Origin of the sequence: Paenibacillus sp. W2I17 (assembly GCF_030815985.1) — a bacterium.
Taxonomy (GTDB): Bacteria; Bacillota; Bacilli; order Paenibacillales; family Paenibacillaceae; genus Paenibacillus.
This window is the reverse complement of the sequence record NZ_JAUSXM010000001.1, coordinates 1,951,290-1,974,940: the sequence shown is the minus strand read 5'-3', so window position 1 is coordinate 1,974,940 and position 23,651 is coordinate 1,951,290. Positions and strand designations below refer to the sequence as shown.

At 42.8% G+C, this 23,651-nt stretch carries 30 protein-coding genes; 26 read left to right on the top strand and 4 right to left on the bottom strand.

Going from position 1 to position 23,651, the window contains the following annotated elements; genetic code table 11:
- Window positions 1-16: 16 nt before the first annotated feature.
- The 5 genes from QF041_RS08510 (at window position 17) to QF041_RS08490 (ending at window position 2,676) form a co-directional block, all read left to right on the top strand.
- Complete coding sequence (locus tag QF041_RS08510) at window positions 17-526, top strand: phosphotransferase-like protein (RefSeq protein ID WP_307413543.1); 510 nt, start codon at window positions 17-19, stop codon at window positions 524-526.
- Window positions 493-1,020: a DUF5662 family protein gene (locus QF041_RS08505; RefSeq protein WP_307413541.1), complete on the top strand. Its 528-nt coding sequence runs from the start codon at window positions 493-495 to the stop codon at window positions 1,018-1,020. The genes QF041_RS08510 and QF041_RS08505 overlap by 34 nt, the downstream gene beginning before the upstream one ends.
- Window positions 1,021-1,107: 87 nt before the next feature.
- Window positions 1,108-1,887: an acetamidase/formamidase family protein gene (locus QF041_RS08500; RefSeq protein ID WP_307413540.1), complete on the top strand. Its 780-nt coding sequence runs from the start codon at window positions 1,108-1,110 to the stop codon at window positions 1,885-1,887.
- A gap of 24 nt (window positions 1,888-1,911) precedes the next feature.
- Complete coding sequence (locus tag QF041_RS08495; protein WP_307413539.1) at window positions 1,912-2,046, top strand: hypothetical protein; 135 nt, start codon at window positions 1,912-1,914, stop codon at window positions 2,044-2,046.
- Between the two features lie 48 nt (window positions 2,047-2,094).
- Complete coding sequence (locus QF041_RS08490; protein WP_307413537.1) at window positions 2,095-2,676, top strand: HAD-IA family hydrolase; 582 nt, start codon at window positions 2,095-2,097, stop codon at window positions 2,674-2,676.
- A gap of 89 nt (window positions 2,677-2,765) precedes the next feature.
- Here the strand turns inward: QF041_RS08490 and QF041_RS08485 are convergent, their stop codons facing one another.
- The gene (locus QF041_RS08485) at window positions 2,766-3,215 is read right to left on the bottom strand and encodes a DUF1569 domain-containing protein (RefSeq protein WP_307413536.1); all 450 of its coding nucleotides are present in this window, start codon (window positions 3,213-3,215) and stop codon (window positions 2,766-2,768) included.
- Window positions 3,216-3,372: 157 nt separating this feature from the next.
- On the opposite strand from QF041_RS08485, the gene QF041_RS08480 reads away from it, so the two are divergent.
- The 7 genes from QF041_RS08480 (at window position 3,373) to QF041_RS08450 (ending at window position 7,413) form a co-directional block, all read left to right on the top strand.
- On the top strand, window positions 3,373-3,546 hold the full coding sequence (locus tag QF041_RS08480; protein WP_307413534.1) for a class I SAM-dependent methyltransferase: 174 nt from the start codon (window positions 3,373-3,375) through the stop codon (window positions 3,544-3,546).
- Entirely contained in the window at window positions 3,543-4,007 is a 465-nt protein-coding gene (locus QF041_RS08475) for a hypothetical protein (RefSeq protein WP_307413533.1), read from the top strand. Before QF041_RS08480 ends, QF041_RS08475 begins: the two co-directional genes overlap by 4 nt.
- A 44-nt stretch (window positions 4,008-4,051) precedes the next feature.
- On the top strand, window positions 4,052-4,879 hold the full coding sequence (locus QF041_RS08470; protein WP_307413531.1) for a methyltransferase domain-containing protein: 828 nt from the start codon (window positions 4,052-4,054) through the stop codon (window positions 4,877-4,879).
- 34 nt (window positions 4,880-4,913) lie between these two features.
- Window positions 4,914-5,852, top strand: a complete 939-nt coding sequence (locus tag QF041_RS08465; protein ID WP_307413530.1) for a hypothetical protein — start codon at window positions 4,914-4,916, stop codon at window positions 5,850-5,852.
- 182 nt (window positions 5,853-6,034) lie between these two features.
- A complete protein-coding gene (locus QF041_RS08460) occupies window positions 6,035-6,481 on the top strand; it encodes a GNAT family N-acetyltransferase (protein ID WP_307413529.1) in 447 nt (148 codons plus the stop codon).
- A gap of 45 nt (window positions 6,482-6,526) precedes the next feature.
- Window positions 6,527-6,850, top strand: coding sequence for a hypothetical protein (locus QF041_RS08455; RefSeq protein ID WP_307413527.1), 324 nt, complete (start codon window positions 6,527-6,529; stop codon window positions 6,848-6,850).
- A 38-nt stretch (window positions 6,851-6,888) separates the two neighbouring features.
- A complete protein-coding gene (locus QF041_RS08450) occupies window positions 6,889-7,413 on the top strand; it encodes a GNAT family N-acetyltransferase (RefSeq protein ID WP_307413526.1) in 525 nt (174 codons plus the stop codon).
- A 135-nt stretch (window positions 7,414-7,548) separates the two neighbouring features.
- On the opposite strand, the gene QF041_RS08445 is transcribed toward QF041_RS08450, so the two are convergent.
- Genes QF041_RS08445 through QF041_RS08435 form a run of 3 tightly spaced genes read right to left on the bottom strand, consistent with a single transcriptional unit; the run spans window position 7,549 to window position 11,913 of the window.
- Window positions 7,549-8,514 (bottom strand): sugar ABC transporter substrate-binding protein, encoded by a 966-nt coding sequence (locus QF041_RS08445; RefSeq protein WP_307413525.1) that lies wholly within the window; start codon window positions 8,512-8,514, stop codon window positions 7,549-7,551.
- Complete coding sequence (locus QF041_RS08440; RefSeq protein WP_307416928.1) at window positions 8,507-10,096, bottom strand: response regulator; 1,590 nt, start codon at window positions 10,094-10,096, stop codon at window positions 8,507-8,509. Before QF041_RS08440 ends, QF041_RS08445 begins: the two co-directional genes overlap by 8 nt.
- A gap of 5 nt (window positions 10,097-10,101) precedes the next feature.
- Window positions 10,102-11,913, bottom strand: a complete 1,812-nt coding sequence (locus QF041_RS08435; RefSeq protein WP_307413523.1) for a cache domain-containing sensor histidine kinase — start codon at window positions 11,911-11,913, stop codon at window positions 10,102-10,104.
- A 243-nt stretch (window positions 11,914-12,156) separates the two neighbouring features.
- On the opposite strand from QF041_RS08435, the gene QF041_RS08430 reads away from it, so the two are divergent.
- The 14 genes from QF041_RS08430 (at window position 12,157) to QF041_RS08365 (ending at window position 23,651) form a co-directional block, all read left to right on the top strand.
- Entirely contained in the window at window positions 12,157-13,179 is a 1,023-nt protein-coding gene (locus tag QF041_RS08430) for an ABC transporter substrate-binding protein (protein ID WP_017689009.1), read from the top strand.
- An 85-nt stretch (window positions 13,180-13,264) separates the two neighbouring features.
- Window positions 13,265-14,011, top strand: a complete 747-nt coding sequence (locus tag QF041_RS08425) for an ATP-binding cassette domain-containing protein (protein ID WP_307413521.1) — start codon at window positions 13,265-13,267, stop codon at window positions 14,009-14,011.
- Window positions 14,004-14,777 carry an ATP-binding cassette domain-containing protein gene (locus QF041_RS08420; RefSeq protein ID WP_307413519.1) on the top strand — a complete coding sequence of 258 codons (774 nt, stop codon included), beginning with the start codon at window positions 14,004-14,006 and terminating at the stop codon, window positions 14,775-14,777. Before QF041_RS08425 ends, QF041_RS08420 begins: the two co-directional genes overlap by 8 nt.
- A gap of 4 nt (window positions 14,778-14,781) precedes the next feature.
- The gene (locus tag QF041_RS08415; RefSeq protein ID WP_083657362.1) at window positions 14,782-15,825 is read left to right on the top strand and encodes an ABC transporter permease; all 1,044 of its coding nucleotides are present in this window, start codon (window positions 14,782-14,784) and stop codon (window positions 15,823-15,825) included.
- On the top strand, window positions 15,815-16,789 hold the full coding sequence (yjfF, locus tag QF041_RS08410; protein WP_307413518.1) for a galactofuranose ABC transporter, permease protein YjfF: 975 nt from the start codon (window positions 15,815-15,817) through the stop codon (window positions 16,787-16,789). Before QF041_RS08415 ends, yjfF begins: the two co-directional genes overlap by 11 nt.
- Window positions 16,790-16,897: 108 nt before the next feature.
- A complete protein-coding gene (locus tag QF041_RS08405; RefSeq protein WP_307413516.1) occupies window positions 16,898-17,950 on the top strand; it encodes an ABC transporter substrate-binding protein in 1,053 nt (350 codons plus the stop codon).
- A 219-nt stretch (window positions 17,951-18,169) separates the two neighbouring features.
- Window positions 18,170-19,234: a polysaccharide deacetylase family protein gene (locus QF041_RS08400; protein ID WP_307413514.1), complete on the top strand. Its 1,065-nt coding sequence runs from the start codon at window positions 18,170-18,172 to the stop codon at window positions 19,232-19,234.
- A gap of 206 nt (window positions 19,235-19,440) precedes the next feature.
- Window positions 19,441-19,956 (top strand): AAA family ATPase, encoded by a 516-nt coding sequence (locus QF041_RS08395; protein ID WP_307413513.1) that lies wholly within the window; start codon window positions 19,441-19,443, stop codon window positions 19,954-19,956.
- A 64-nt stretch (window positions 19,957-20,020) separates the two neighbouring features.
- The gene (locus tag QF041_RS08390) at window positions 20,021-20,191 is read left to right on the top strand and encodes a DUF952 domain-containing protein (RefSeq protein ID WP_307413511.1); all 171 of its coding nucleotides are present in this window, start codon (window positions 20,021-20,023) and stop codon (window positions 20,189-20,191) included.
- Between the two features lie 5 nt (window positions 20,192-20,196).
- A complete protein-coding gene (locus QF041_RS08385; RefSeq protein WP_307416926.1) occupies window positions 20,197-20,682 on the top strand; it encodes a GNAT family N-acetyltransferase in 486 nt (161 codons plus the stop codon).
- Between the two features lie 12 nt (window positions 20,683-20,694).
- Entirely contained in the window at window positions 20,695-21,225 is a 531-nt protein-coding gene (locus tag QF041_RS08380) for a P-loop nucleotide/nucleoside kinase family protein (protein WP_307413509.1), read from the top strand.
- A gap of 126 nt (window positions 21,226-21,351) precedes the next feature.
- Complete coding sequence (locus QF041_RS08375; protein ID WP_307413506.1) at window positions 21,352-21,897, top strand: GNAT family N-acetyltransferase; 546 nt, start codon at window positions 21,352-21,354, stop codon at window positions 21,895-21,897.
- A gap of 481 nt (window positions 21,898-22,378) precedes the next feature.
- Window positions 22,379-23,257: a methyltransferase domain-containing protein gene (locus QF041_RS08370; protein WP_307413504.1), complete on the top strand. Its 879-nt coding sequence runs from the start codon at window positions 22,379-22,381 to the stop codon at window positions 23,255-23,257.
- Between the two features lie 37 nt (window positions 23,258-23,294).
- Entirely contained in the window at window positions 23,295-23,651 is a 357-nt protein-coding gene (locus tag QF041_RS08365) for an NIPSNAP family protein (RefSeq protein WP_373461382.1), read from the top strand.

The following is a 23,651-nucleotide window of genomic DNA, read 5'->3' as shown; positions in this document are numbered from 1 at the left end:
AAGGAAGAAGATTATCATGGAAAAAGGCAAAATTATATTTTTGAACGGTGTAACCAGCTCTGGTAAAACTTCAATTGTAGAGGCGATGCAATCATACGATGATCCGTTTTTCTATGTTGTGGCTAATGATTTATTTGAAAATACGATTGGTGATAAACATCTTCAGACGGATTACTGGAAGTATCTGAGTGAAGCGATTGTAATGATGTATCATACGGCAAAAGTATTTTCAGACCATGGCAAGCATGTTCTGATCGATGGCATACTTGTAGAAAGACCGGAGCTCGCGCCGCATTATGAACAAGTCAAACAGATTTTTGAAGGGTATCCACTGGATATTGTGGAACTGCATTGTCCTCTCGATATCTGTCGTCAGCGGAACATTGAACGTGGTGATCGAAGAGAAGAGCAATCGGATGAGCAGCATCAAATCATGGCTAAACACATCCACTATAGCTATTCGATTGATACAAGTATGAACACACCGGAAGAATGTGCAGAGAAGATTATTGCAGCGCTGTTTTAAACACAATGCTATGGGAGTTGGTGACCATTCGTTCCGCATACTGGAGATATTTTCTATATGTTGTAGAGCATAAATTGAACGTGCTGATCGAATGTTGGCAAGAAGGTCTGTATGTGCAAGGTTTAATTCATGATATATCCAAGTTCTTTCCGCAAGAATTTATTCCCTATGCAATTCATTTTTATTCAGAACAGAAGGATGAAGACACCCATCTAAGATGGAAGAATGCATGGCTACATCACCAAAATCATAACAAACATCATTGGGAGTATTGGATTGTAAATAGGAATACAAAAGAAGCTCTGCCCATGCCTACGAAATATCTGATAGAAATGGTATGTGATTGGAGGTCTTTTTCAAGAAAATGGGGACGTAAAGTGAAAGATTCTAATCTGGTAGAACGAATGATAAATTCACAAGATATTATTTTACATCCAGTGACGAGAGAAGAGCTTGAACAGTTATTTATTAGAAAGGATGAGAAGTTCATATGATCATGGAAGCGGATCGTTATTGCAAATAAAAATACTCGATATCGTGATAATTAAGCAAAAAAGCTGAATTCCGAAACTGTGGAGGTTATGATGACCATTCATACGATTGAATTAACTCAGGAAAATCTGATTGGTTCATTTACCAATGAGGTAACTCCCATTTTGAGCGTGAAATCTGGTGACTCTATTCGTTTTCAGACACTGGATGCGGGCTGGGGAACGGGTGTGAGTTATGCGGAACGCATGAAACCTTTTGATCGACAAGGTGAAAAAGATGGAGGTCATGCCTTAATCGGTCCGATTTATATCGATGAGGCGAAGCAAGGACAGACGTTGGAGATTATTTTCAATGAGATCGTACCCGGGAGTTACGGGTTTACTTCCGCTGGCGGATATCCGAACTGGCAGAACCAGAAGTTACATCTAACAGAGGTTGAAGAACTGTCGCTGAACTGGACACTTGATCGCCAAACGATGAATGGAACCTGTGAAATAAAAGGAAAGTCCTTCACTGTATCTCTCTCGCCGTTTATGGGTGTAGTGGGCATGCCGCCAGAGTCAGGTGGAATTCATACGACTTGGCCGCCTCGCTATTGTGGAGGGAACATCGACTGCAAGGAACTGGTGCAGGGAAGTAAATTATATTTACCTATCCCCGTAGACGGAGGTTATCTCGCGATTGGTGATGGTCATGCACGGCAGGGGGACGGTGAAGTCAGCTGTCAGGCCATTGAATGTCCGATGGAATTGGTGGATGTCACGCTTAACGTGATTGATGATATGATTTTGACCAATCCTCGTGCACATACGCCGTCCGGCTGGCTTACCTTCGGTTTTCATGAAGATCTGAATGAGGCTACGGTTTAAGCATTAGACGGGATGCTCAATCTGATGGGTGAGTTGTACGGACTAGATCGAGTGGAAGCGATTGCACTTGGAAGCGCGGTAATTGACCTGCGTATCACCCAAATTGTGAATGGCGTTAAGGGTGTGCATGCTGTCCTTCTGCATGACGCTTTTAAGTAACTTAAGGCCTGTTATACGTCGTATTAGTTGAACTTGGGGGTCGATAAAATGAAAGGCAGACCACAGATCGTTTTAGATATCGCAGGGGTTTTGTTAAGTAATATGTCGTTGACGTGCTGGAAAGATATGAGTGAGGAAACCAACCTATCGGCAGAATCTTTGAAAGTACATTTTGCAGGAATCAAACGAAAGCTCTGGACAGGAATGATGAGGGAAGAAGAGTTCTGGCAATCGTTGAAGGAGATGTATCCTGAATTATCAATAAGCCGAGCGAAGGACATCTTATACAATTCGATTGTTCCCTTACCAGCCGCTCAATACCTTGAGCGATGGAGTGAGTTCGCAGATATCCATCTACTCAGCAATCATTGTAAGGAATGGATTGAGCCGAATCTGAGCCGTTTATTCTCATTTACCAAAAGTGTAACCATCTCTAATCAAGTGGGTTTATGCAAACCTGAGATTGAGATATACCAACGGGTAGAAACCTTCCTGTCAGCTGGAAAAGAGGTTCTATTTATAGATGATCAAGAGAAAAATTTACATTCTGCTAAGCTACTTGGTTGGAAGACTTTACTGGCTGACGAAGAAGGAGATTGGGTTAATGAAGTTGAGTCATTGCTAATTTAGAATGAAATCCAGAAACTAATAAGTTCCGGATAATACCTGCTGAACTCGTCAGTCAATGAAAGAGAATAATAGAACAGCATGCATAACCGCTAAACTCCAAATTGCTTTAGATGATGATCTAAATGCTTGTATATGCCTTTACCCCATTGCTCGGCTGTTAATTTTCCGAAGAAGGGATGGGGGTGGCGGGATAATTTTTCTGAAGCACCTTGTTGAAAGATATTAATCTGCTGCTCAAGCTTTTCTTTTTCTGCCATAAACTGTCGTTGGTCATCAATAATGATTGTCGGGATTGTAGACATATTATGGGGCAAGGGCTTGTCATTATAAAACATTGGTTTTGCGAACCGTCCTATGAGTCTCCCAAGTAATCCTCTAGGTGGAAAAGCATTTCCTAAGGGGATATCATGAAATGCTGAACAGTGAGCCAACATTTGAGAGACCTGCATCGTGCCCCATTCAGGGATGGAATTTTCACTAAGTTGATCCATGCGCTCTGTAATTTCAGCAGCATTGATCGTATCAAATATACTTTTCACAAGAACACCTCAGTCCTCTAGGATATAAAATTTGGACTTAAACTATCATCATTCTCCTATTGAAAGGTTTATCCTCTTACTATCAAGAATAATAAGATATGGTAAGTTTAGTCAATGTATTATGGGAAAATCACAATTGAAATCGGAGGATACGAACTTGGAAAATAAGGAGACGTTTAATCTCGTAACAAATGAATATGAACGATATAGACCCGTCTATCCGAGTGAAATGTTTGATGATATTTTTACATACCTGAATCTTAATAAAGAGGATTCCATTCTTGAGATTGGCTGCGGAACGGGGCAGGCGAAGGAAAGCGATTTCAATTGATTGTGTCAGGAACGGCCTTTCACTTCATTAATCCGGAAGTTGGTTACCACCGGGCTTGGGAATTGCTAGAGAATACAGGCGGCATTGGACTTTTCTGGACGATTCATGTACCGGTCTATGACCAGCTACACAATGAAATTCGTTCCCACTACATAGCATTAGCCCCTCATCTGGATGATTCGCACTATCCTTCGCCGGATGAAGTCATTCAGGAGCGCAAAGAAATGACTGAACGATCCGGCTTGTTTACGGATATTACGGTTAAGGAGTATAACTGGATACAGTCCTGTTCCAGCGAAGAGTATGTCGCGCTGTTAAATACCAATTCCAAACATCAGCAGCTGGCTGAGGATGTTCGGCGTTCACTTCTGGAGCGAGTCAAAGATTCCATTGATGCTGCAGGTGGAACGATAGAGAAACAACATAAGGTTGCTCTTTTTCTAGGGAAGAAAAAGGTCTAAGGATATATGTTTTTATTATTCCACAGAAGAACAGGAGGGAATTTATGAGTGATCCGCGTTCAACATACAGTATCCAAACGGCAGTTTTAAGTTTACAAGAGGAATTAGAGAGGTTAAAGATACAGGCGGTAATGGGGTGGTCCAAAGAATTCCGAAATCTAGAGTGGTATGGTTTGAAAAATGGAATGCGTGTATTGGAGGTCGGAAGCGGACCAGGTTACATTACAGAGCAACTATTGAACAGTCTGCCGGACAGCGAGCTTACCTCGCTTGAGATTGATCGTTCACTGCAAGCACAAGCCAAAGAACGGCTGAAAGATATTCCTTCCAAGCGATTACAATTTGTAGAGTCTTCCATCTACCAGATGGATCTGCCTGATGATTCTTTTGATTTTGTCGTGGCAAGACTTATCTTTCTTCACTTGAACAATCCTGACGAAGCTGCAAAAGAGATATATCGTGTACTGAAGCCTGGCGGACGTCTTGCCATTATTGATGTGGATGACGGCGTTTTTGGAGCAGTGAATCCTGATGTTCCTGCTTTGCATACGGTATTAATGAAAATTTCGGACTATGTGGCACAACACGGCGGTAATCGTTTAATTGGTAGAAGTCTGCCGCGTCTCCTTTCTGAGAGCGGATACATCGATGTTGACATCGATTCTGTCCTTCAACATAGTGATCTGTTAGGTATAGAAGGGTTTAAGCAGCAGTTTAATCTTAATCGTTTTGTACATTTTGCTGAAAAAGGTGTGATCAGTTCGGAGGAATTTGCTCAGCTGCAACACGCTTCTGAAGCGATAAATCATTCGCCGGAAGCCTATGCCATGATGAATTTCATTACAGCTTGCGGCACGAAGCCAGTGACATAGCTGGGTTGAAACTAATTAGGGACGGAGGATGGGGATGAATATCGTTCAATCTTTTCAGGAATTAGTAGTTCGAGGGGATCATCAGGGTATGATTGAGTTACTGAAAAACTATGAACAATCCAGGAAATTGTCTGTCCATGAACGAGGCTGGGTCTACTGGAATATTTCAGATGGTTATGCCTTGTTAAGAGAGCCGGAACCGCTTTATGCCAATCACCGGGAATTCTTCATATGGGGGAAAGAAAATCTCACCCCGGAGCAGTTACACTGGATCGTTTCGGATTCGACACAAGCGTTGTCATTATCTCTGGGGAACTACTTTGATGATTGGATGGATTGGTATCAGTATGCTTGTGATCATGCCCCGAAGTTGGATACCAACCGAGGTGTTCGATTCGAGAGCCATCGGGCTTTGGGTGGTTCGCTTTGGGTTTTGGAGAGATACAGTGAAATGGACAGTATGCTTGAAAATATGAATCAGCTCATACAAGAAGATGAGACATGGTCCAATATACTTTTTGCCCGAATTACATACAACAAACAGCGTCTGGCCTATCTGCATCATGCCGGGGAGGTTGCGGGAGTCGACGCTCTTTTGAACGAAACGATGGACTGGATTGATGAAATCAATGATGGAGCAATTCCTATTTCAAGAAAAGATGAGCTGGTCGGCAGCTGGGAGGATATTAATGTTTCCAGAAATTCGCAGAGAGATATCAACATTGCGTTAAACAATTTGGCCTGTATTTTAACAGATATCGAAAAGTATGAGGAAAGTGTGAAATTGTTTATGCAGATACAGGAACGTGGTCACCACATAAATGCATATGGTTTTTCCAAATGGATATATTCGATCTGGAAGACAAGAGGGGCTGAGGCAGTTAAAGATGCATTAGCAGATAATGCATCTTATGAAATAGCGGACCTTGTGAAACATACTCCTAAATTATCAGAGATCAAAGGTTTAGCATGAGGTGATTTAAGTCGCAAGAGGCCTGCACAACAACGTGAAAGGAGCGATGTGATATGAGAAACAATACAAATCTGAGTAGAAGAAATGGAGTTGCCAGAGGTGTTTTTGTCTAGCGCAGAGGACCCAAGGAAGTCTTCAGTGGGATTCCTCTGTGTAATTTTCACGAGGAGGAATTTCAATATATGATTCATTTAAAACGTGTATCGGTGGATAATTGGTATGCATGTACTCAACTGAATGTAACGGAAGAACAGAAAAAAAGTTTTCCCGCTCCGGTTGTATATTGGATTGCTGAATCCAAAGTAGTGGAAGACTTTCAACCCATGGCCATCTATTTTGATTCGGATCTGGTTGGATTTGCTGTGTACTCAGATAAGCCGGATCATGAGGATAACTACTGGCTTTTTGCTCTAATGATAGATACAAAATATCAGGGCAGAGGTTATGGAAGAGAAGCATTGAGGAAGTTAATTGATCTAATGAAAGAATCGCAGAATTGCAAACGCATCATGATTGGACACAGGCCGGAAAATGGTATCGCCGAAAATCTGTATGAATCACTTGGTTTTCACAGCGTAAGTGAAGGGCTGATTGATGGCGAAGTCGTTCGGCTTCTAAGATGCAAGTAGTGCCAAAACACACGCGATGTGGATTGTAAAGGAGGTAGCTTGTCTTTGAAGCATGTACACATTATTTTCTCATTACTCTTTATCATGTTAGGAATTGTGATTATTACGATCTCGAAAATGATTGAAGAGGCGATTCCCAAGCTAGGCTATGCAGCATTCCAGTCAGCAGCAGCTGGCAGTTATACTCCGAGTGATTATCAAGTGAATTTTGCACTGAATTATTGGATAGCCGCGATATGTATTTTGGGTGGAGTTATCTGTTTAATTAGTACAATGAATGTTGTCAGAAACTACATTCGTGAAATGAATATAAGAAACAGAGCGTTTGATGAAACTCATAATTATGACGACACAAGAGAACTGAAATAGGTTATGATATGACAAAAAAAAAGAAGGGGCGGATACACATGATTACATTCCAATACTTTGAACCGGAAGATTTTGATCAACTGATCGAATGGAGTGGGGATGAAGCATTTTTGCTCCAGTGGGCCGGCCCTCAGTTCCAATATCCACTTTCCAGAGAGCAACTATCGGATTATTTGCATGGCGCCAATGATAAGAACACTTCAAATAAGTTCATTTATAAAGTGATGGATGAATCAACTCAGGAGATTGTGGGTCATATTGCTCTTGGCGGTATCGATCGATATAATCGTTCAGGGCGTATTGGTAAGGTGCTACTTGGCAAGCCGTATCAGGGTAAAGGTTATGGAAGGCAAATGATCGATGAGGCACTTCGAATTGGATTTGAAGAGGAGAAGTTGCACCGGATCAGTCTGGGCGTATTTGATTTTAATGTCTCAGCCATCCGATGTTATGAAAAAGCGGGCTTTGTACAAGAAGGACTTATTCGTGATGCGAGAAGATATGAAGATATATTCTGGAATCTAATCGAAATGAGCATATTAGAAAACGAATGGAAAAAATGACTTCTCAAAAGGAACATCATACTTGAGAGTCATCTTTCTTGAGAAACACTTCGATGAACGGATTGTAATAACTACGTGTACGAAAATTTAAATGGGGAGGTCCTACTGTCATCAGAATGACAGTAGGACCTCCCCTTAATTACTACCTTCCTGGTTTATTTCAATGATCCCCGTATCAATAAATTCCTCCACAGGCACACCGTCGCTTGCGAGTAACAGGGTCTCCATCATTTTGGCACCCCAGACTCCTTCATTCTGCGAAATAACGGCAGACAATTGACCGTTGAGCAACCCGTTTTCACTGGTCGGGCTATCACCGAACGCGATTAAATGCCGGTTAAGGCCTTTTGCTTTCCAGATCAGGGTAGAGGCAGAGACAGAAACAAAATCGAGCCCGATAATCGCATTGAAGTGAGGGTGAGCTTGAATCATGTTCTCCATATCGGACATGGCTTGATCTTCATTCCCTTGATGATAACGAACTTCCAAAATTTCGATGTCTGTTTCACTGCGGATATAATCAATGAATCCATTAAGCCGCTGCTGCAAACCTTGCATCTCCTCCAAGCCATTCTCGACAAGAATCATACCTTGATTATGCAGGAGTCTTGTAGTCGTCATCGCGAACTGTTGGCCAGTGCGATAGTTATCGGCGCCCACATAAGCGATTCGATGACTGGATGGGACATCTGACTCAAATGTAATGACAGGAATACCTGCCGCTTGGGCTGCATCAATAACGGGTGTAAGTGCAGCAGCATCCACAGGAGATATAGCTATCCCGTCCACATGCTGTTTGATCATATTCTCCATGATACGGATCTGTTGTTCGGTATTGGCTTCATCAGGTGCGTTTACAATTAACGTGATATTGTGTTTCCCTGCATACTCCGTTGCATCCTTCGTGATCATCTCATAGGTTGGATACGTCATTGGATAGATAATACCGAAAGTTTTGCTCGCTGCAGATTTCTCTACAGGTGGAGTCGCAGGAAGTGTTGCAGCCATCTGCTGTGGGCGAATGTGTGCCGAACCGGATGAAATGATCATCGGGAACAGAAGGATTAGTGTAAGTAAAAGTGCAAATCTGGCTTTATTCATACATTGGCTCTTTTCTCATATCTGATGGTCTGGCCTGCGATGCCTCGGTTCCTTGAGTTCGGTATTCTCTTGGCGTAAAACCTGTTATTTTCTTGAATATATTAGAAAAATAGTGAGAATCGTTGTAACCGACTTTGTAAGCAATCTCAAAGGTTTTGTTGCTGGTTGTTTTCAACAACTCCTTGGCTTTACCGATTCGAATCTGGGTTAGATACTCCGTTATCGTTTGACCGGTTTCCTGACTGAAAATCTTGCTTAGATGACTTGGACTGATTCTGACGTGTGCAGAAATCATCTTCAACGAGACCTGTTCGTTATTGTATTCACGGGATACATAGGCTTTCACCTGATCAATGACATCACTGTATTTTCCAGAACACGCTGCTCTTCTCTGCCATAACAAGTTAAGCAGGGAGCACAGATATTGGGTGCAATCCTCCCAGCACGTAATCTTCCGGATCGTCTGCTGCAGGGAAGTAATGTTCTCATCTGAATGGTCACTCATGCGGAACAGCTGATTGGCGAGCCGAAACGACTCCAGCGTAAGGTCATTCAACAGATAGAAGCCATACGAGGAGGACTTCCAGTCGAAGGACTGTAATGGAGCGGCAAACTCCTGCACAAAATGGTCACGCAGATTGGGGCTGCCGATTTTGAGGAATTCAAGAAACGAATTCCTGTCGAGAAAAAGAGTCGTTTGCTCATCCAGGTTGATTTCACGTAGAGAAGCTCTGTTCTGAAGGGTGAGCCGGGTAATATATTTATCCTCCTCCGCTTCAAGATACGAGACATGAATTCCTTGCAGACGCTCCTGCTGACTGCCAATGCCCAGAATAATATTACATTTGAACGTATGCTCAAGTTCCATACGAACCCGCCCGCGAAGCTGCTCCAGATATATGGATATGGTGTCATCGGAGTGATACTTGAGCAGAAGCACCAACTCGGTCCGGCTTCGAATATTAGGAAGAAGTTCAACGTGGGGATCACGAGTTTCCTCCAGTATGGGAAGCAGCTTCTTCATCAAGGATTCCGGGTCCCGGGAATCATCTGTTAATCGAACATCGATAATGACAATTGTATAATACCTGGCCGAGAGAGGAAGTGAGAGTTGTTTGGCTGATTCAATCGCATCGGTTGTACCGATGAGTCCTCCGCACAGATCGGCCAGCAGTTTTTCTTTGGTGATCGTGCGGTTTGTCATGCGTTGATGTTCTTCATCCATTTGTTTGCTGACCTTATGCAGCATTTGGATTAGCTCTGCTGCGCTAATGGGCTTTAGACAGTACTCGGTCACACCAAGTCGGATGGCCTCCTGGGCATAGCTGAATTCATCATGACCGCTCATAATAATGATTTTGATATCAGGTTGTTGAGTGCGAACGATGGAGGTCAGTTCCAATCCGTTCATAAATGGCATTTTGATATCCGTAATCAGAATATCCGGAGCCCATTCATGAATTAAAGGTAACGCAAGTTCGCCGTCGGGTGCATCCCCGCAATAGTGAAAACCTTCCTTTTCCCAATCGATGCAGCTCCGTATATTCTCCCGAATTCCAATTTCGTCATCCACGATCATCACCTTTTTCAACGGTTAACCTCCTTGCTTTTGGGGATACGAATCATAAATGTGCTGCCTTCCATATACGTACTTTCCATTTCAACACCATAAGCTGGTCCGAAATAGAGTCGAATCCGGTGATGTACATTGAGCAGACCGAATCCGCCTTCCTGCTCGTCATATTGGGGTGAACGGGAACCGGCCGGCTTCTCCAGCTCTTCACGTAATTGTGCCAATCGATCCGCAGACATGCCAATTCCGTTGTCCTGTACGGTGAGAATGATGCTATTGTCCTCTACATATCCGTGTATGGATATCAGCCCTTGACCGCGTTTGTTCTTGATCCCATGGTAGAGAGCGTTTTCAATCAGGGGCTGCAGCGTCATTTTCAAAATGGGATAATCCTGAAGCTCACGATCAACGCTGATCTCGTAGGTGAGAATATCGTGGTACCTCATCTGTTGAATAACCAAGTAACTCCGCGCATGTTCAAGCTCGGTTTGAATGGATACCCAGTCGAATCCTTTATTCAGACTCAAACGAAAGAACTTCGAGAGGGCCTGCACAAGTTTGATTACATTTTCTTTTTTCTCTGCTTCAGCCATCCATAGAATAGATTCCAACGTGTTATACAGGAAATGAGGGTTGATCTGAGCTTGCAGCGTACGTAGTTCAGCTATTTTCACCTGTTCATTTTCTCGAATGCTCTTTTCGATTAGCATTTTGAGCTTATCCAGCATCACGTTGAAGCTTTTGCCCAGATCAGCAATTTCGTCCGAGCCGTGTGGTGTGACTTTGGCTTCCAAGTAACCGTTTGCAGCTTTACGCATCTTGTTCATCAGAATCCGAATGGGAAGAATCAGTCGATTATTCAGGAAAAAATATAACGATATCGCAAAGAAAGCACTTAACAAAACCGTAATGATGATCAATTGGCGAATGCTATTGGCCTCTGCAATGATTTCCTGATAAGGAGCTACCCCGATTATTTTCCATCCGGTCTGTTTTGAGGTGCTGTATACAACAAACTGGGGCTTGGATCCTGCAGAAAGGATAAAGCTGTCGTGCTGTAGATGTAAAGGAACCGATCGGATCTGATCCATCATGGTTAGGGATACCGGGGTGGCATCTGGCCTGAATAGTGTATTTCCGTATTGATCACTAATATAGAAAAAACCGGAATCCTTAATAGGGGTATTCGTCAAAAAATCATCAATGAACGAATCATTCAAATCAATTACTATGAACCCGATGACCTCATGCGTAATTCGCTCTTTGACCGTGGTTATAATTGAAAGCGCATTCTGTTTAGGGTAAGCAAACCCATCCAGCCTGTTATATTCGGCATAGGCTGCAGAATGAGGGATGCGCAGAATGGCATCCGGATACTGTATCAGATACTTGAAGTACGGGTTACGCAGCGGATTTCGTTCCAGCTTGAACACGCCTTTTCGTTCACTTATGCCTTTTCCATAGAAATTCACGAATGAGATATTAAGTACCTTGTCATACTTGTAGGTTTCCCGATAAAGATTGTATGTCTGAAGGATGGCTTTGGCTTCCGGGTAGGACTCCGATTGAGAATACAGGTATTGAAGCACTTGCGGGTTCTTGCCCAGTTCGAGCAGCCGTTCCGTATCCTCAAACAAGATATCAATGTTCCTGGCAAGCTGGTCGGCAACCAGTTGTGTCGAGGCCTTGTTATGATTGGATACGACCGTATAGGATTTATGGTAAGAAATCAATCCAACCACGATCAGTGGTACTGAACTGAGGATGATAAACATGCTGAGTAGTTTAAGCCTGAGGCTTGAAGCAATCCATTGAATGAGTTTCAACGTATTCCACTCCATCTGAAGGGATCAAAAATGTATCATTAGTATAACATGATTTTCTAATATGTAAGAGAATCGCTAAATACTACACAATTAAACAAAGAAATTACACTTTTTAAACTCCATTTTTTGAAATTACTAAATTATTACATAAATAAAGTATGAGACTCCATATAAGCTCGGAATGAAAGCGTTCTATAATGTGGTCACACCACAAGGTGAAACGAAAAAAGGGAGGATCACAACATGCGAACCAAAAAAAAGTGGGGACTTGCCATAACATTGGCTATGGTGATGCTGGTCAGCACGGCATGTAGCAGTACCAATGGAGGAGCAGGCTCCGATAATGAAACTTCAACGAGTGGGAATGGCAGTACACCTGCCAGCGCCAAAACAATTACGCTTGGTTTTTCGCAGGTTGGTGCGGAGAGTGGCTGGCGTTCGGCGAATACCAAGTCGATTCAGGATTCAGCCAAAGAAGCAGGTTATGATTTGAAATTCTCCGATGCGCAGCAGAAGCAGGAAAATCAAATTAAAGCTTTGCGATCCTTCATACAACAGAAGGTGACGGTGATTGCTTTTTCCCCTGTTGTAGAATCCGGTTGGGATACCGTATTGAAGGAAGCGAAGGATGCAGGCATTCCCGTGATTTTGACGGACCGTGCTGTGGATTCGCCGGATAAAACCCTCTACAAAACCTTTATTGGCTCCGACTTTGTAGAAGAAGGACGCAAAGCAGGTCAGTGGCTTAGTGACCAATACAAGGACACACAAGACGAGATCAACATTGTTGAGCTGCAGGGTACAACAGGCTCCGCACCAGCGAATGACCGTCAAGAGGGCTTTATGGAATTGATTGCTTCCAATTCGAAGCTTAAAGTGATTGCTTCACAATCAGGTGACTTTACACGTGCCAAAGGCAAAGAAGTCATGCAAGCTTTCCTCAAAGCACATAAAAAAATAGATGTTCTCTATGCACATAATGACGATATGGCACTTGGTGCAATTCAGGCCATTGAAGCGGCAGGATTGAAACCAGGCGTAGATATTACCATTATCTCTGTGGATGCCGTGAAGGATGGGATGCAGGCTGCTGCTGATGGCAAAATCAACTTTATCGTTGAATGTAATCCGTTGTTAGGACCTCAATTAATGGAAGCGGTTCAATCGGTAGTGGACGGGAAAGACATCGAACCCCGAATCGTTACGGATGAGACGACCTTCACATCGGAGCAAGCCAAAGAAGCATTGCCAACACGTGAATATTAAAAGCAGATTCGTATAACACCGAAAAGTCATTTTTCGACCAGGCTGTCGCTAAATGACTTTTTTCCATAACAAAGGAGAGGGTTATATGGCCGAGCAAGCACCCATTTTGCAAATGACAGACATCACCAAACAATTTCCCGGGGTTAAAGCGCTATCCAGTGTCAGCTTTCGCTTGTTTCCGGGCGAGATTCATGCCTTGATGGGTGAGAACGGAGCGGGGAAGTCGACGCTTATTAAAGTTCTGACCGGCGTTTATTCCATTGACGAAGGAACGGTAACGATGGATAACCGTGATCTCTCGATCTCCGGTCCGCTTGAAGCGCAAAAGGCGGGAATCAGTACCGTTTACCAAGAGGTCAATCTCTGTCCAAACTTAACGGTTGCTGAGAATATTTTCATCGGTCGGGAGCCGATACGATTTGGCAAAATCAATTGGAAGCAAATGAACAAAGATGCGGAGAACATTCTGCGAGACAGATTACATCTGTCCATCGACGTTAAGGCTCCTTTACAGACCTACTCGGTCGCGATGCAACAACTGATTGCAATTGCAAGAGCACTCAGCATCTCGGCAAAAGTGCTCATATTGGATGAACCCACATCCAGTCTGGACAAAAACGAGGTGCAGCAACTGTTTCGTATTATGCACAAATTAAAGAGTGAGGGTCTAGCAATTCTTTTTGTTACTCATTTTCTTGATCAGGTATACGAAATGTCGGATCGTCTAACGGTGCTCCGTAACGGGGAATTGGAAGGAGAGTACATAGCCGCCAGAACTTCCACGCATGGAACTGGTTCTCAAGATGATCGGCAAGGAGCTCGAGGTGCTTGAGGAGCTTCCGAAGGAAGCGGATGCTGCCCAGGCGGAGTCGGGAGAACTGTTAATTACCGCTAAGGCACTTGGACGCAAAGGAGCAATTGAGCCATTTGATCTGGACATTCGCAAAGGAGAAGTCGTGGGCTTGGCTGGGTTATTGGGGTCTGGTCGTACCGAGATCGCTCGCCTTTTCTTTGGTGCAGATCGTTCAGATGAAGGCAAACTGCTCGTTGTGGATACAGGAAGTACGGTCAAGTCGCCGCGTCATGCAATTGATCAGAATATTGCTTTTTGCTCCGAGAACCGTAAAACCGAAGGCATAATCGATGATTTGACCATTCGGGAGAACATTATTCTGGCTTTACAAGCGACACGAGGCTGGTCCAAACCCATCTCACGCAAGAAACAGGATGAGATCGCCGAAAAGTACATCAACCTGTTAAATATCCATCCGAAAAACCCGGAGCATTTAATTAAAAATCTGAGCGGCGGTAATCAGCAAAAGGTGTTGCTTGCACGGTGGCTGCTGATGAACCCCGATCTGTTGATTCTCGATGAACCTACGCGTGGAATTGATATCGGTGCCAAGACTGAAATACAGAAGCTGGTGCTCTCTCTGTCGAAGCAGGGTATGGCCGTGCTGTTCATTTCGTCCGAGCTGGAAGAAGTGATTCGTGTCAGCCACCGGATTGCCGTAATCCGGGACCGCAAAAAAGTGCAAGAACTTAGCGGGGATCAGATCCATCAACAGCAAATCATGAAAGCAATGGCAGGAGGTTAAAGAGATGGCGGGCAAGATGCGTAAACATCATTTGTTTTGGCCGTTATGTATGCTTGGTTTACTTTTAATCTTTAATTTGCTGTACTCTCCAGATTTCTTCTCCCTCGTCATGCGTGAAGGGAATCTGTATGGCAGCTTGATTGATATTCTCAATTTTGGAGCGCCTTTAATTCTGGTATCGATCGGCATGACACTGGTGATTGCGACCGGAGGTATCGATTTGTCCGTGGGCTCCATTGTAGCGATCTCCGGTGCCGTGGCTTGTATGAGCATCAGCAGAGGAGTGGATCAGAGTTCGCTCTGGCTTGTGTTGGGTGCACTTGGATTATCTATAGGTCTCTCACTGATCTTGGGCATATGGAACGGGGCGCTGGTTTCGGTTGCCCGAATCCAGCCCATTATTGCAACGCTTATACTGATGGTAGCCGGACGTGGGATTGCGCAATTGATTACGAGTGGACAGATTATTACTGTATCCAACGCGAACTACGCCTATATCGGGGCAGGTTCGCTTGCAGCATTGCCTTTTTCCATCTTCATCGTATTAACTGTGCTGCTTGTTGCCTCACTGTTGACGAGAAAAACGGCACTGGGACTGTTTATCGAATCGGTCGGAAGTAACGCAAACGCGAGCCAACTGGCAGGTATTCGTTCAAAAACGGTTATTCTCACGGTATATGTCTTCTGTGGTCTGTGTGCCGGCATTGCTGGGCTTATTCTCAGCTCGAATGTATCCAGTGCGGATGGCAATAACGCAGGTCTGTGGTATGAACTTGATGCCATTCTTGCTGTAGTCATCGGGGGTACTTCGCTCAATGGTGGTCGTTTCTATCTAATGGGTACCGTCGTTGGAGCACTCATTATCCAAACCTTAACAACGACGATCTATATGATCGGAGTCCCGCCAGAAGTTACGTTGGTTGTCAAAGCCTTTGTTGTACTGGCCGTATGTTTGATTCAATCCGATTCATTCCGCAATTCCATGGTGATCCGTTGGAAAAAACGTAAGTTTCCAGCCGAACAGGGGGTTAACCGCCATGTTTCTTAATCGTAAGTATCTCCCGGTCTTTGTCACTTTCGGCTTGCTGGTCGTGATGTTTGCCATAGGCTCTTTCCGATATACGGGGTTCTTTTCCACCCAGGTGCTGCTTAATCTTCTCATTGATAACGCATTTCTGATTATCACGGCGATTGGCATGACTTTTGTGATTGTATCAGGAGGAATCGACCTGTCGGTAGGCTCTGTCATTGCGCTGACGACCATCATTAGCGCAAGTCTGGTCGAGAAGCAAGGGTGGTCGCCTGCGATTGTTATACCTATGGTGCTTGTCATGGGTGCGCTCTTTGGCACAGTCATGGGGGCTATCATCCACTATTTCAAAATCCAGCCCTTCATCGTGACATTGGCAGGCATGTTTTTGGCGCGGGGGCTGTGTTATGTCATCAGTCTCGACACCATTACCATTACGAATCCATTTTACACACAGGTTGCACAGGCGAAAATTTCCTTGCCAGGGGGCAGCTTTGTCTCCATTAATGTGATAATTGCACTGGTTATTGTACTGCTCGCGATCTACCTGGCACATTACACCCGGTTTGGGCGCAACGTTTACGCCATCGGCGGAAGCGAGCAATCCGCGCTGCTTATGGGACTGCCAGTTGCACGTACCAAAATCCTGGTGTACACGTTCAGCGGTTTGTGTTCCGCGCTTGCCGGTGTTGTCTTTACCTTTTATATGTTATCCGGTTATGGATTACACGCCATGGGTCTTGAACTCGATACCATCGCCGCTGTTGTAATAGGAGGCACCTTGTTAACAGGTGGTGTGGGGTATGTGGCGGGAACCTTTATTGGTGTATTGATCCAGGGGGCTATCCAAACTATAATTAGCTTCGAAGGTACGCTCAGCTCATGGTGGACCAAGATTGTAATTGGCCTGATGCTGTTTGTTTTTATATTGTTCCAGCGACTTCTTAGCGGGCGGCGAGTATCCTCGAAATCACTGCATTAAGTTGATCGAATGAAATGATATTGAACACGGATACCGAAACAATGATATAACAATATGCGCTCTGCATAGGTGAATGCTGAGCGTAACATGGAGATGGGGGATACGTGAGTGAGAAGACATGTGAACTGGTTGTGTTTGTTCATTCTACTGCTGCTTGTCGGCTGCACAACCCCTGAGTCTGAATCTGTTCCTCCTCCCATCTCGTCTAACAACTTCGAAACTCTTCCCTCCGTTGAGGAATGGATGGAATCAGCGGTAGCAAGGGATACCTCTACGAAACCGATTGTCTTGGGTTTTTCACAACTGGGCAGAGAGAGTGCCTGGCGTCTGGCAAACTCCACGTCTATTCGGAATGCTGCGGCTGAATCGGGAATCTCCCTTGTAATAAAAAATGCAGAGCAGTCTCAGACGAAACAGTTCGAGGCTGTTCGGTCGTTCATCAGGCAAAAGGTGGATGTCATTGCCATTGCACCTGTCGTGGAATCGGGCTGGGATGGTATTCTTCAGGAGGCCAGGGATGCAGGTATACCCGTGATTATCGTAGACCGGTCAGTTGATGTCAAAGACACTTCACTTTTTGTGACAACGATTGGATCGGACTTTTATGAGGAAGGTGTGAAGGCCGGAAAGTACATTCAGGATCGGATGCGAAATCATCCGGGTTTGATACGAATTGCCGAACTGCAAGGCACGAGTGGTTCTACACCCTCCATCCAGCGTGGTGAGGGCTTTAGAAGCATTTTCGACACCAGAGCAGATATCATCTTCTCACAAAGTGCTCCTGCCGATTTTACGGAGGACAACGGGAAACAAGTGATGAAAGAATTCCTTCAGGTCCCGGAAGACAAACGGCCGCAGGTTCTTTTTGCCCATAATGATGAAATGGCTTTTGGCGCCATACAAGCGATAGAAGAAGTTGGGCTGAAGCCGGGAGAAGACATTATCATTGTCTCGGTGGACGGCTCCCACAAAGCACTTGAAATTCTGGCGAGTGGGAAAATCAACGCTGTGGTGGAATGTAACCCGCTGCTTGGTCCTCAGCTTATGCAGGCTACAAAAGAAATTATTGCAGGGCGTACACTCCCGAAGCGCATGGTGCCCCCGGAGGACATTTTTACACAGGAGAGTGCTAGACGGGAGATGTACAACAGACGATTCTAGAACACGTGAATAAATAGAACATTTTGGATAAAATTCAATTTACTTTAAATAAACGTATCGTTTATACTGAACTCACCTTGAACTAAAAGTTCTTTTCTCAGAAAGGACGCAGCGGTTTACACACTTTTGAAAGCGCTTTTTTTCGAGGGGTGAAAGTCCGATAAAGAGAGGGAGTGTAGAAGGTAGGATGCTGTGAATATATTATGAGGAGGTAACTTTATGTTGAAAGTAAAGCTTGCAAAGGCGGTAATATCTCTCGCGCTTTTCGGTACCTTGTTTTCTATTCCGGCGGTGCCCGATGCACGTGCTGCAGATGCAAGTTGTCCGAATGGTTATGTAGGTCTGACGTTTGATGATGGCCCATCTGGAAATACAACAAACATGCTTAACGCGTTGAAGCAGGCGGGCTTACGGGCAACGATGTTCAATGTTGGACAAAATGCGCAAAATAATAAATCTCTGGTTAATGCACAGGTGGCAGCTGGTATGTGGATTGGCAATCATTCCTATACACATCCAAACATGACTACATTAAACAGCTCTCAGATGTCGTCAGAGATTACACGGACACAGCAGACGATCCAGTCCATTACCGGAAGTTCACCTAAACTGTTCAGACCTCCTTACGGTGCGACAAATGCGACCTTGAAATCCGTTGTGAGCCAAAACGGCCTGAAGGAAGTACTGTGGAACGTAGATTCCAAAGACTGGAATGGTGCCAGCGCAGCCCAGATCGTGGCAGCTGTGAACACGATGAAAAGTGGTGACGTCATACTAATGCATGATCAGTACCAGACGACACTTCAGGCCATTCCGCAGATTGCACAAAATCTGAAGAATCGTGGCCTTTGCTCCGGCATGATCTCATCAACTACCGGTCGGGCAGTCGCACCCGATAATAGCACTACGAATCCCCCGAGTAACGGAACAAAAGTGGAAGCTGAGAACATGACCAAAGGTGGACAATACACCGGTAATATCAGTTCTCCTTTCAATGGTGTGGTCCTTTATGCCAACAATGATTTGGTTAAATACACTCAGAATTTTGCAACGAGCACTCATAATTTCTCGCTTCGTGGAGCTTCAAACAATGCCAACATGGCTAGAGTTGATTTGAAGATTGGCGGACAGACGAAGGGAACCTTTTATTTTGGCGGAAGCACTCCAGCGGTTTATACCTTGAATAATATCAGCCATGGGACGGGAAATCAGGTCATTGAATTGGTTGTAACAGCCGATGACGGGACATGGGATATATATATCGATTACTTGGAAATACATTAACAAGCTTAGGTTGATTGAAAACTAATGCACTATAATGAAATCCCGTTGGGTTGACCCAATGGGATTTCATTATGTTTTTTGCCATTTTGTAACACAAAAGTGGAAGGAAAACATTTATAATGGATGAAATTGTATGTGAAGAATCTGGTTTCTATTGAAAAAATTCATTGAATGGGAGTGAATTCATTAAATGATCATCATGATTAATGGAGCGTTTTGGTTCGGGAAAAACTTCTGCAGCAGAAGCACTTCAGCCCTTAATTGCAAACAGCATGATCTACGATCCTGAAGAAATAGGTTATATGCTCAGAAAACTTCTTCCGGAGAATTGTAGAGAGGAAAGGGAACGTACGGATGATTTTCAAGATATCGATCTATGGAAAATTCTAACCGTAAAGACGGCTAAAGAAGTAAAGCAGAAATACAACAAACACTTAATTATCCCCATGACCATCTATAAAGAGGAAAACTTTCATTACATCTATAAAGGGTTGAAAGAGATCGATCAGGACATTCATCATTTTTGCCTTACGGCTACAGAAGAGACGATTTATCATCGTTTGGCTAAACGCGGAGATGAATATGGAGGCTGGCAGTATCAACAAGCACCAAAGTGTGTTGAAGCTTTCAAGGATGAACAATTTCAAACTCGCATTATTACCGATCATCTGGAGACTAGTGAAATCATAGAACTCATATTGAGGAAGGTCCTATCCAAATAATTATCATTTGTTTTTAATAGGAGGGTTTTATGATGATGATTGTACATTTGCTCTCGAGAAAAGAGTGGGAAGCCGCGTTGATCAATGGGATTCTAAAATAAAGTCCAAAGTTGTATGGGAAGATCTGTATAATGAAGGCAGGCAATATCCTCATATTTACGGTGAGTTAAATCTAGACGCGGTATTTCATACATATGTTGAAGAAAATGAACTGAAAAGGATGGAACCTAATTGACGACTGTGACTTTTGAAGAGGTAACCGAACAGCATCTCCCTGAAATTAGAGTGATTTATAACTATTATGTAATGAATACAACGATTTCGTTTCATACGGAGGAATTAGATCTTGATCAGATTAAATCCACTGTGATGAACAAGGATACGCGGTATAAAACTTACGTAATTCTTGAAAACAATCAAATGATGGGCTATGTTCTGATCACCCAATATAAGAGTAAACAGGCATATGATATTTGTGGTGAAGTCACCATATATTTAAAGCCCGATATTTTGGGAAAAGGCTTGGGGAAACAAGCACTACGTTTTATTGAGAAGATTGCAAAAGAACAAGGATTCCATACCTTAATTGCGACGATTTGCATGGAGAATACAAGAAGTAAATCATTATTTGAGAGAAATGGTTATGAACAATGTGCTCTGTTTAAAGAGATCGGATATAAATTTGATAGAAAGCTGGATATTGGAAGTTTCCAAAAGATATTGTAAGGAGAATACGAAATGAGTAAAAATCTATATATTTTATCTGGCCCCCCTGGAGTAGGGAAATCTACAACTTCAAAGCTGCTAGTTCAGACTTTAGATAAAAGTGCGTATATTTCAGGAGATGCGGTTAGTCACTTTCCGGTCAAAGGGCGAGGTAAACCCTGGCTTGATAAGGATACAAATGACTTAACTTGGAAAAATATATCTAGTCTAGTGAAAAACCTATTGGATTATAAATACGATGTAGTTCTGGATTATGTGGCCTTTCCGGAAGACATTGATGGATTAATGACAGAATTGGAAGACTATCATGTTCGCATAATCTATGTTGTATTAATGGTTGATCGTCAAACCATTATTCGTAGAGACCGCCTAAGAGCAGAAGAATATCAAATGAAAGAAAGAAGTATAATTCTGCTGGATGTGTTTGAAAATCATCCGGATCTGAGAGTAGATAACAAGCTGTATACTAATCATTTTACAGAAGCACAACTACCTGAAATAGTAAGTGGAATTATAAATAATGAGAAATATCGAGTGAAATAACTGTACTGTTATTATGCTTCGAATTGTAAAAATGCACGAGCGTTGAATAACCAATAAAAGGTAGAAAAGCATTAGATTTTATTAAGAGTGGTGCAAAAGAAAAAAGATTCGCTGGGGGGATTATCGATGTCTCGTATTTATGGAGAGCGAATTGTGTTAAGAGAATACCAGGATTCTGATGTGGATTACATCAAACAATGGGTGAACGACCCGGAAATCACAGGGACATTATCAGATAATTTTCTGTATCCTCATTCGAGTTATGAGACGGAAGTCTTTTTCAGGACAATGGTTGAAGGCAAGTCTTCAAATAAAAGTTTTATTATCGGGTTAAAGGATACGCTAGATTATATAGGTCAGATTGATTTGTACAAAATTGATTATAAAAACCGCTTTGCATGTTTAGCAATTGTAATAGGGAGAAAAGAATTTTTAGGTAAAGGTTATGGGAGTGAAGCAATCCGTTTACTACAGAAGTTTGTCTTCGAAGAGCTAAATTTAAACAGATTAGAACTTGAAGTGTACGAGTATAATGAAATTGCTTACAAATGTTATTTAAAATGTGGCTTTAAAGAAGAAGGAAGATACAGAAAGAAGATATATAAAAAGGGGAAATACTGGGATAGTGTTTGCATGAGTATCTTGAAAACTGAATATGAGCAATTGGTATGAATGATCTCTCAAATATATAACGGATTTGAATGATATGAGGACAATACTATCGGTCTGGTGATAAAGAAGCTTGGGATTAACTGTTAAGGTTTATAGAACATTCCATGCTTTCGCAGTACACTTATGTAAGTGATTGGAATATTTGGTTTTGAAGCAACTGTATAGTGGAGAGGACAATATCATCATTACAAAGGTTGATATGCATTAACATAGGGTTGAGTTTAGGTGTTAGGTGTTAACGCTAACGAATCTGACACGTCTTATTCAGGAATTTGAAACGCCCTCCGAAATCTAAGGAATCTGAGACACGCTATACCAGAAAAAATAGCCCTTTGTAGCTTTTTTGTCAGATGATTTAGGGAAATAAGATGTCTTGTGTTCCTTAGAAAATCGCCTGAGTTTAAATACCACTCTAGTCCGTTTCCCATGATATTTGAATATTTATGAATACGATTACATCTTATGAAGGAGGGGAATCGCCTTGTCTGATTACTCTTGGGATGACCAAATTGAATATCTGAGAAATACGCGGTGGCTATATTATAACGATGATTATCTTGAGTTTTTGGTTCAACGTGTATGGAAGATTGAAAATTCAGTAGATATTATCGACTATGGATGTGGATATGGGTATCTTGGATTGAAGTTGCTTCCTTTATTACCGGAAGGATCAACCTATACCGGATTAGACAAGGGTGAGGAATTGATTAAGCAGGCCAAAGAGATTTTCTCAAAGACCTCTTATCAAACGACTTTTATAGTAGATGACATTGCAACGGTGCAAGTGAAACGTCAATACGATATTGCGATAAGTCATGCCTTCTTATTACATATGACAGAGCCTATCACCATTCTTCAGAAGATGATCGACAGTGTAGTACATGAGGGTAGAATGATATGCTTTGAACCTCATTGGATCGCTAATATGTCAAACTATGAATTACATGGACTTGAACAATCCAAGATTATTCAGCTAGGTATTCTCCAAAAATTGTTCGAGGAGGATGCCGAACAAAGTGGTAAAGATGGAAATATTGGTATGAAGATTCCAATCCTGCTTAGCCAACTTGGTTTGAGAAATGTAGAATGCCGGGTGAGTGACAAGGTTAACTTCTTAGATCAACACATGGCAGATTCCGATAAGGAAAAGCTTTTTCATGCATTAAAAGAAGAAGGACTGGGACAGGAATCGAATGCGAAACATGAAGTTGTTACTCAATTGATGGAAAGAGGACTGAATTCAGAAGAAGCGAATAGAGAATATGAAGCAGAGAGTTTATTTGCTAAGGAGTTTAATGAGAACTCATGGTTAACCTATGCTCCGAACATGAAAATTACATCGGGAATCGTGACGAGATAGGTGTACTGTTTCTATTACATATAAGGAGGTACAGATGATGATATATAGGAGAAAAACCTATATTATTGCGACTTCTTTTGTAGAAGAGTTTAATGCTCTATTTAATGATATTTTGCTGCCATCTCAATTGAAATACGGATCAAGACTTATTGGGAGATGGCACACACCAATCGATGATGAAACAAGCGAAATTTTTGCGATGTGGGAATACGATACCTTTGAACAATACGAAGAGATTGAGAAAAAGATAAAATCAGATACACAACACGTAAAGCGAGTTCAAGCCCGTTTTGATCAGATTGGAAGACATCGGTATAAAGAAGTATTTCGAGAAGAGATTGGGCAAGCGTTTTTCACATCGACAGTAGATCGCGGAAAAACGATTTTGAAGTGA

What these genes read in the sequence shown, in the direction of transcription:
- QF041_RS08505 (WP_307413541.1), top strand. Translation starts at nt 493, where the DNA reads ATGTGCAGAGAAGATTATTGCAGCGCTGTTTTAAACACAATGCTATGG.
- QF041_RS08510 (WP_307413543.1), top strand. Translation starts at nt 17, where the DNA reads ATGGAAAAAGGCAAAATTATATTTTTGAACGGTGTAACCAGCTCTGGT.
- QF041_RS08380 (WP_307413509.1), top strand. Translation starts at nt 20,695, where the DNA reads ATGAGTAAAAATCTATATATTTTATCTGGCCCCCCTGGAGTAGGGAAA.
- QF041_RS08490 (WP_307413537.1), top strand. Translation starts at nt 2,095, where the DNA reads ATGAAAGGCAGACCACAGATCGTTTTAGATATCGCAGGGGTTTTGTTA.
- QF041_RS08400 (WP_307413514.1), top strand. Translation starts at nt 18,170, where the DNA reads ATGTTGAAAGTAAAGCTTGCAAAGGCGGTAATATCTCTCGCGCTTTTC.
- QF041_RS08495 (WP_307413539.1), top strand. Translation starts at nt 1,912, where the DNA reads ATGGGTGAGTTGTACGGACTAGATCGAGTGGAAGCGATTGCACTTGGA.
- QF041_RS08425 (WP_307413521.1), top strand. Translation starts at nt 13,265, where the DNA reads ATGGCCGAGCAAGCACCCATTTTGCAAATGACAGACATCACCAAACAA.
- QF041_RS08465 (WP_307413530.1), top strand. Translation starts at nt 4,914, where the DNA reads ATGAATATCGTTCAATCTTTTCAGGAATTAGTAGTTCGAGGGGATCAT.
- yjfF (WP_307413518.1), top strand. Translation starts at nt 15,815, where the DNA reads ATGTTTCTTAATCGTAAGTATCTCCCGGTCTTTGTCACTTTCGGCTTG.
- QF041_RS08460 (WP_307413529.1), top strand. Translation starts at nt 6,035, where the DNA reads ATGATTCATTTAAAACGTGTATCGGTGGATAATTGGTATGCATGTACT.
- QF041_RS08445 (WP_307413525.1), bottom strand. Translation starts at nt 8,514, where the DNA reads ATGAATAAAGCCAGATTTGCACTTTTACTTACACTAATCCTTCTGTTC.
- QF041_RS08395 (WP_307413513.1), top strand. Translation starts at nt 19,441, where the DNA reads ATGGAGCGTTTTGGTTCGGGAAAAACTTCTGCAGCAGAAGCACTTCAG.
- QF041_RS08470 (WP_307413531.1), top strand. Translation starts at nt 4,052, where the DNA reads ATGAGTGATCCGCGTTCAACATACAGTATCCAAACGGCAGTTTTAAGT.
- QF041_RS08415 (WP_083657362.1), top strand. Translation starts at nt 14,782, where the DNA reads ATGGCGGGCAAGATGCGTAAACATCATTTGTTTTGGCCGTTATGTATG.
- QF041_RS08430 (WP_017689009.1), top strand. Translation starts at nt 12,157, where the DNA reads ATGCGAACCAAAAAAAAGTGGGGACTTGCCATAACATTGGCTATGGTG.
- QF041_RS08450 (WP_307413526.1), top strand. Translation starts at nt 6,889, where the DNA reads ATGATTACATTCCAATACTTTGAACCGGAAGATTTTGATCAACTGATC.
- QF041_RS08375 (WP_307413506.1), top strand. Translation starts at nt 21,352, where the DNA reads ATGTCTCGTATTTATGGAGAGCGAATTGTGTTAAGAGAATACCAGGAT.
- QF041_RS08500 (WP_307413540.1), top strand. Translation starts at nt 1,108, where the DNA reads ATGATGACCATTCATACGATTGAATTAACTCAGGAAAATCTGATTGGT.
- QF041_RS08365 (WP_373461382.1), top strand. Translation starts at nt 23,295, where the DNA reads ATGATATATAGGAGAAAAACCTATATTATTGCGACTTCTTTTGTAGAA.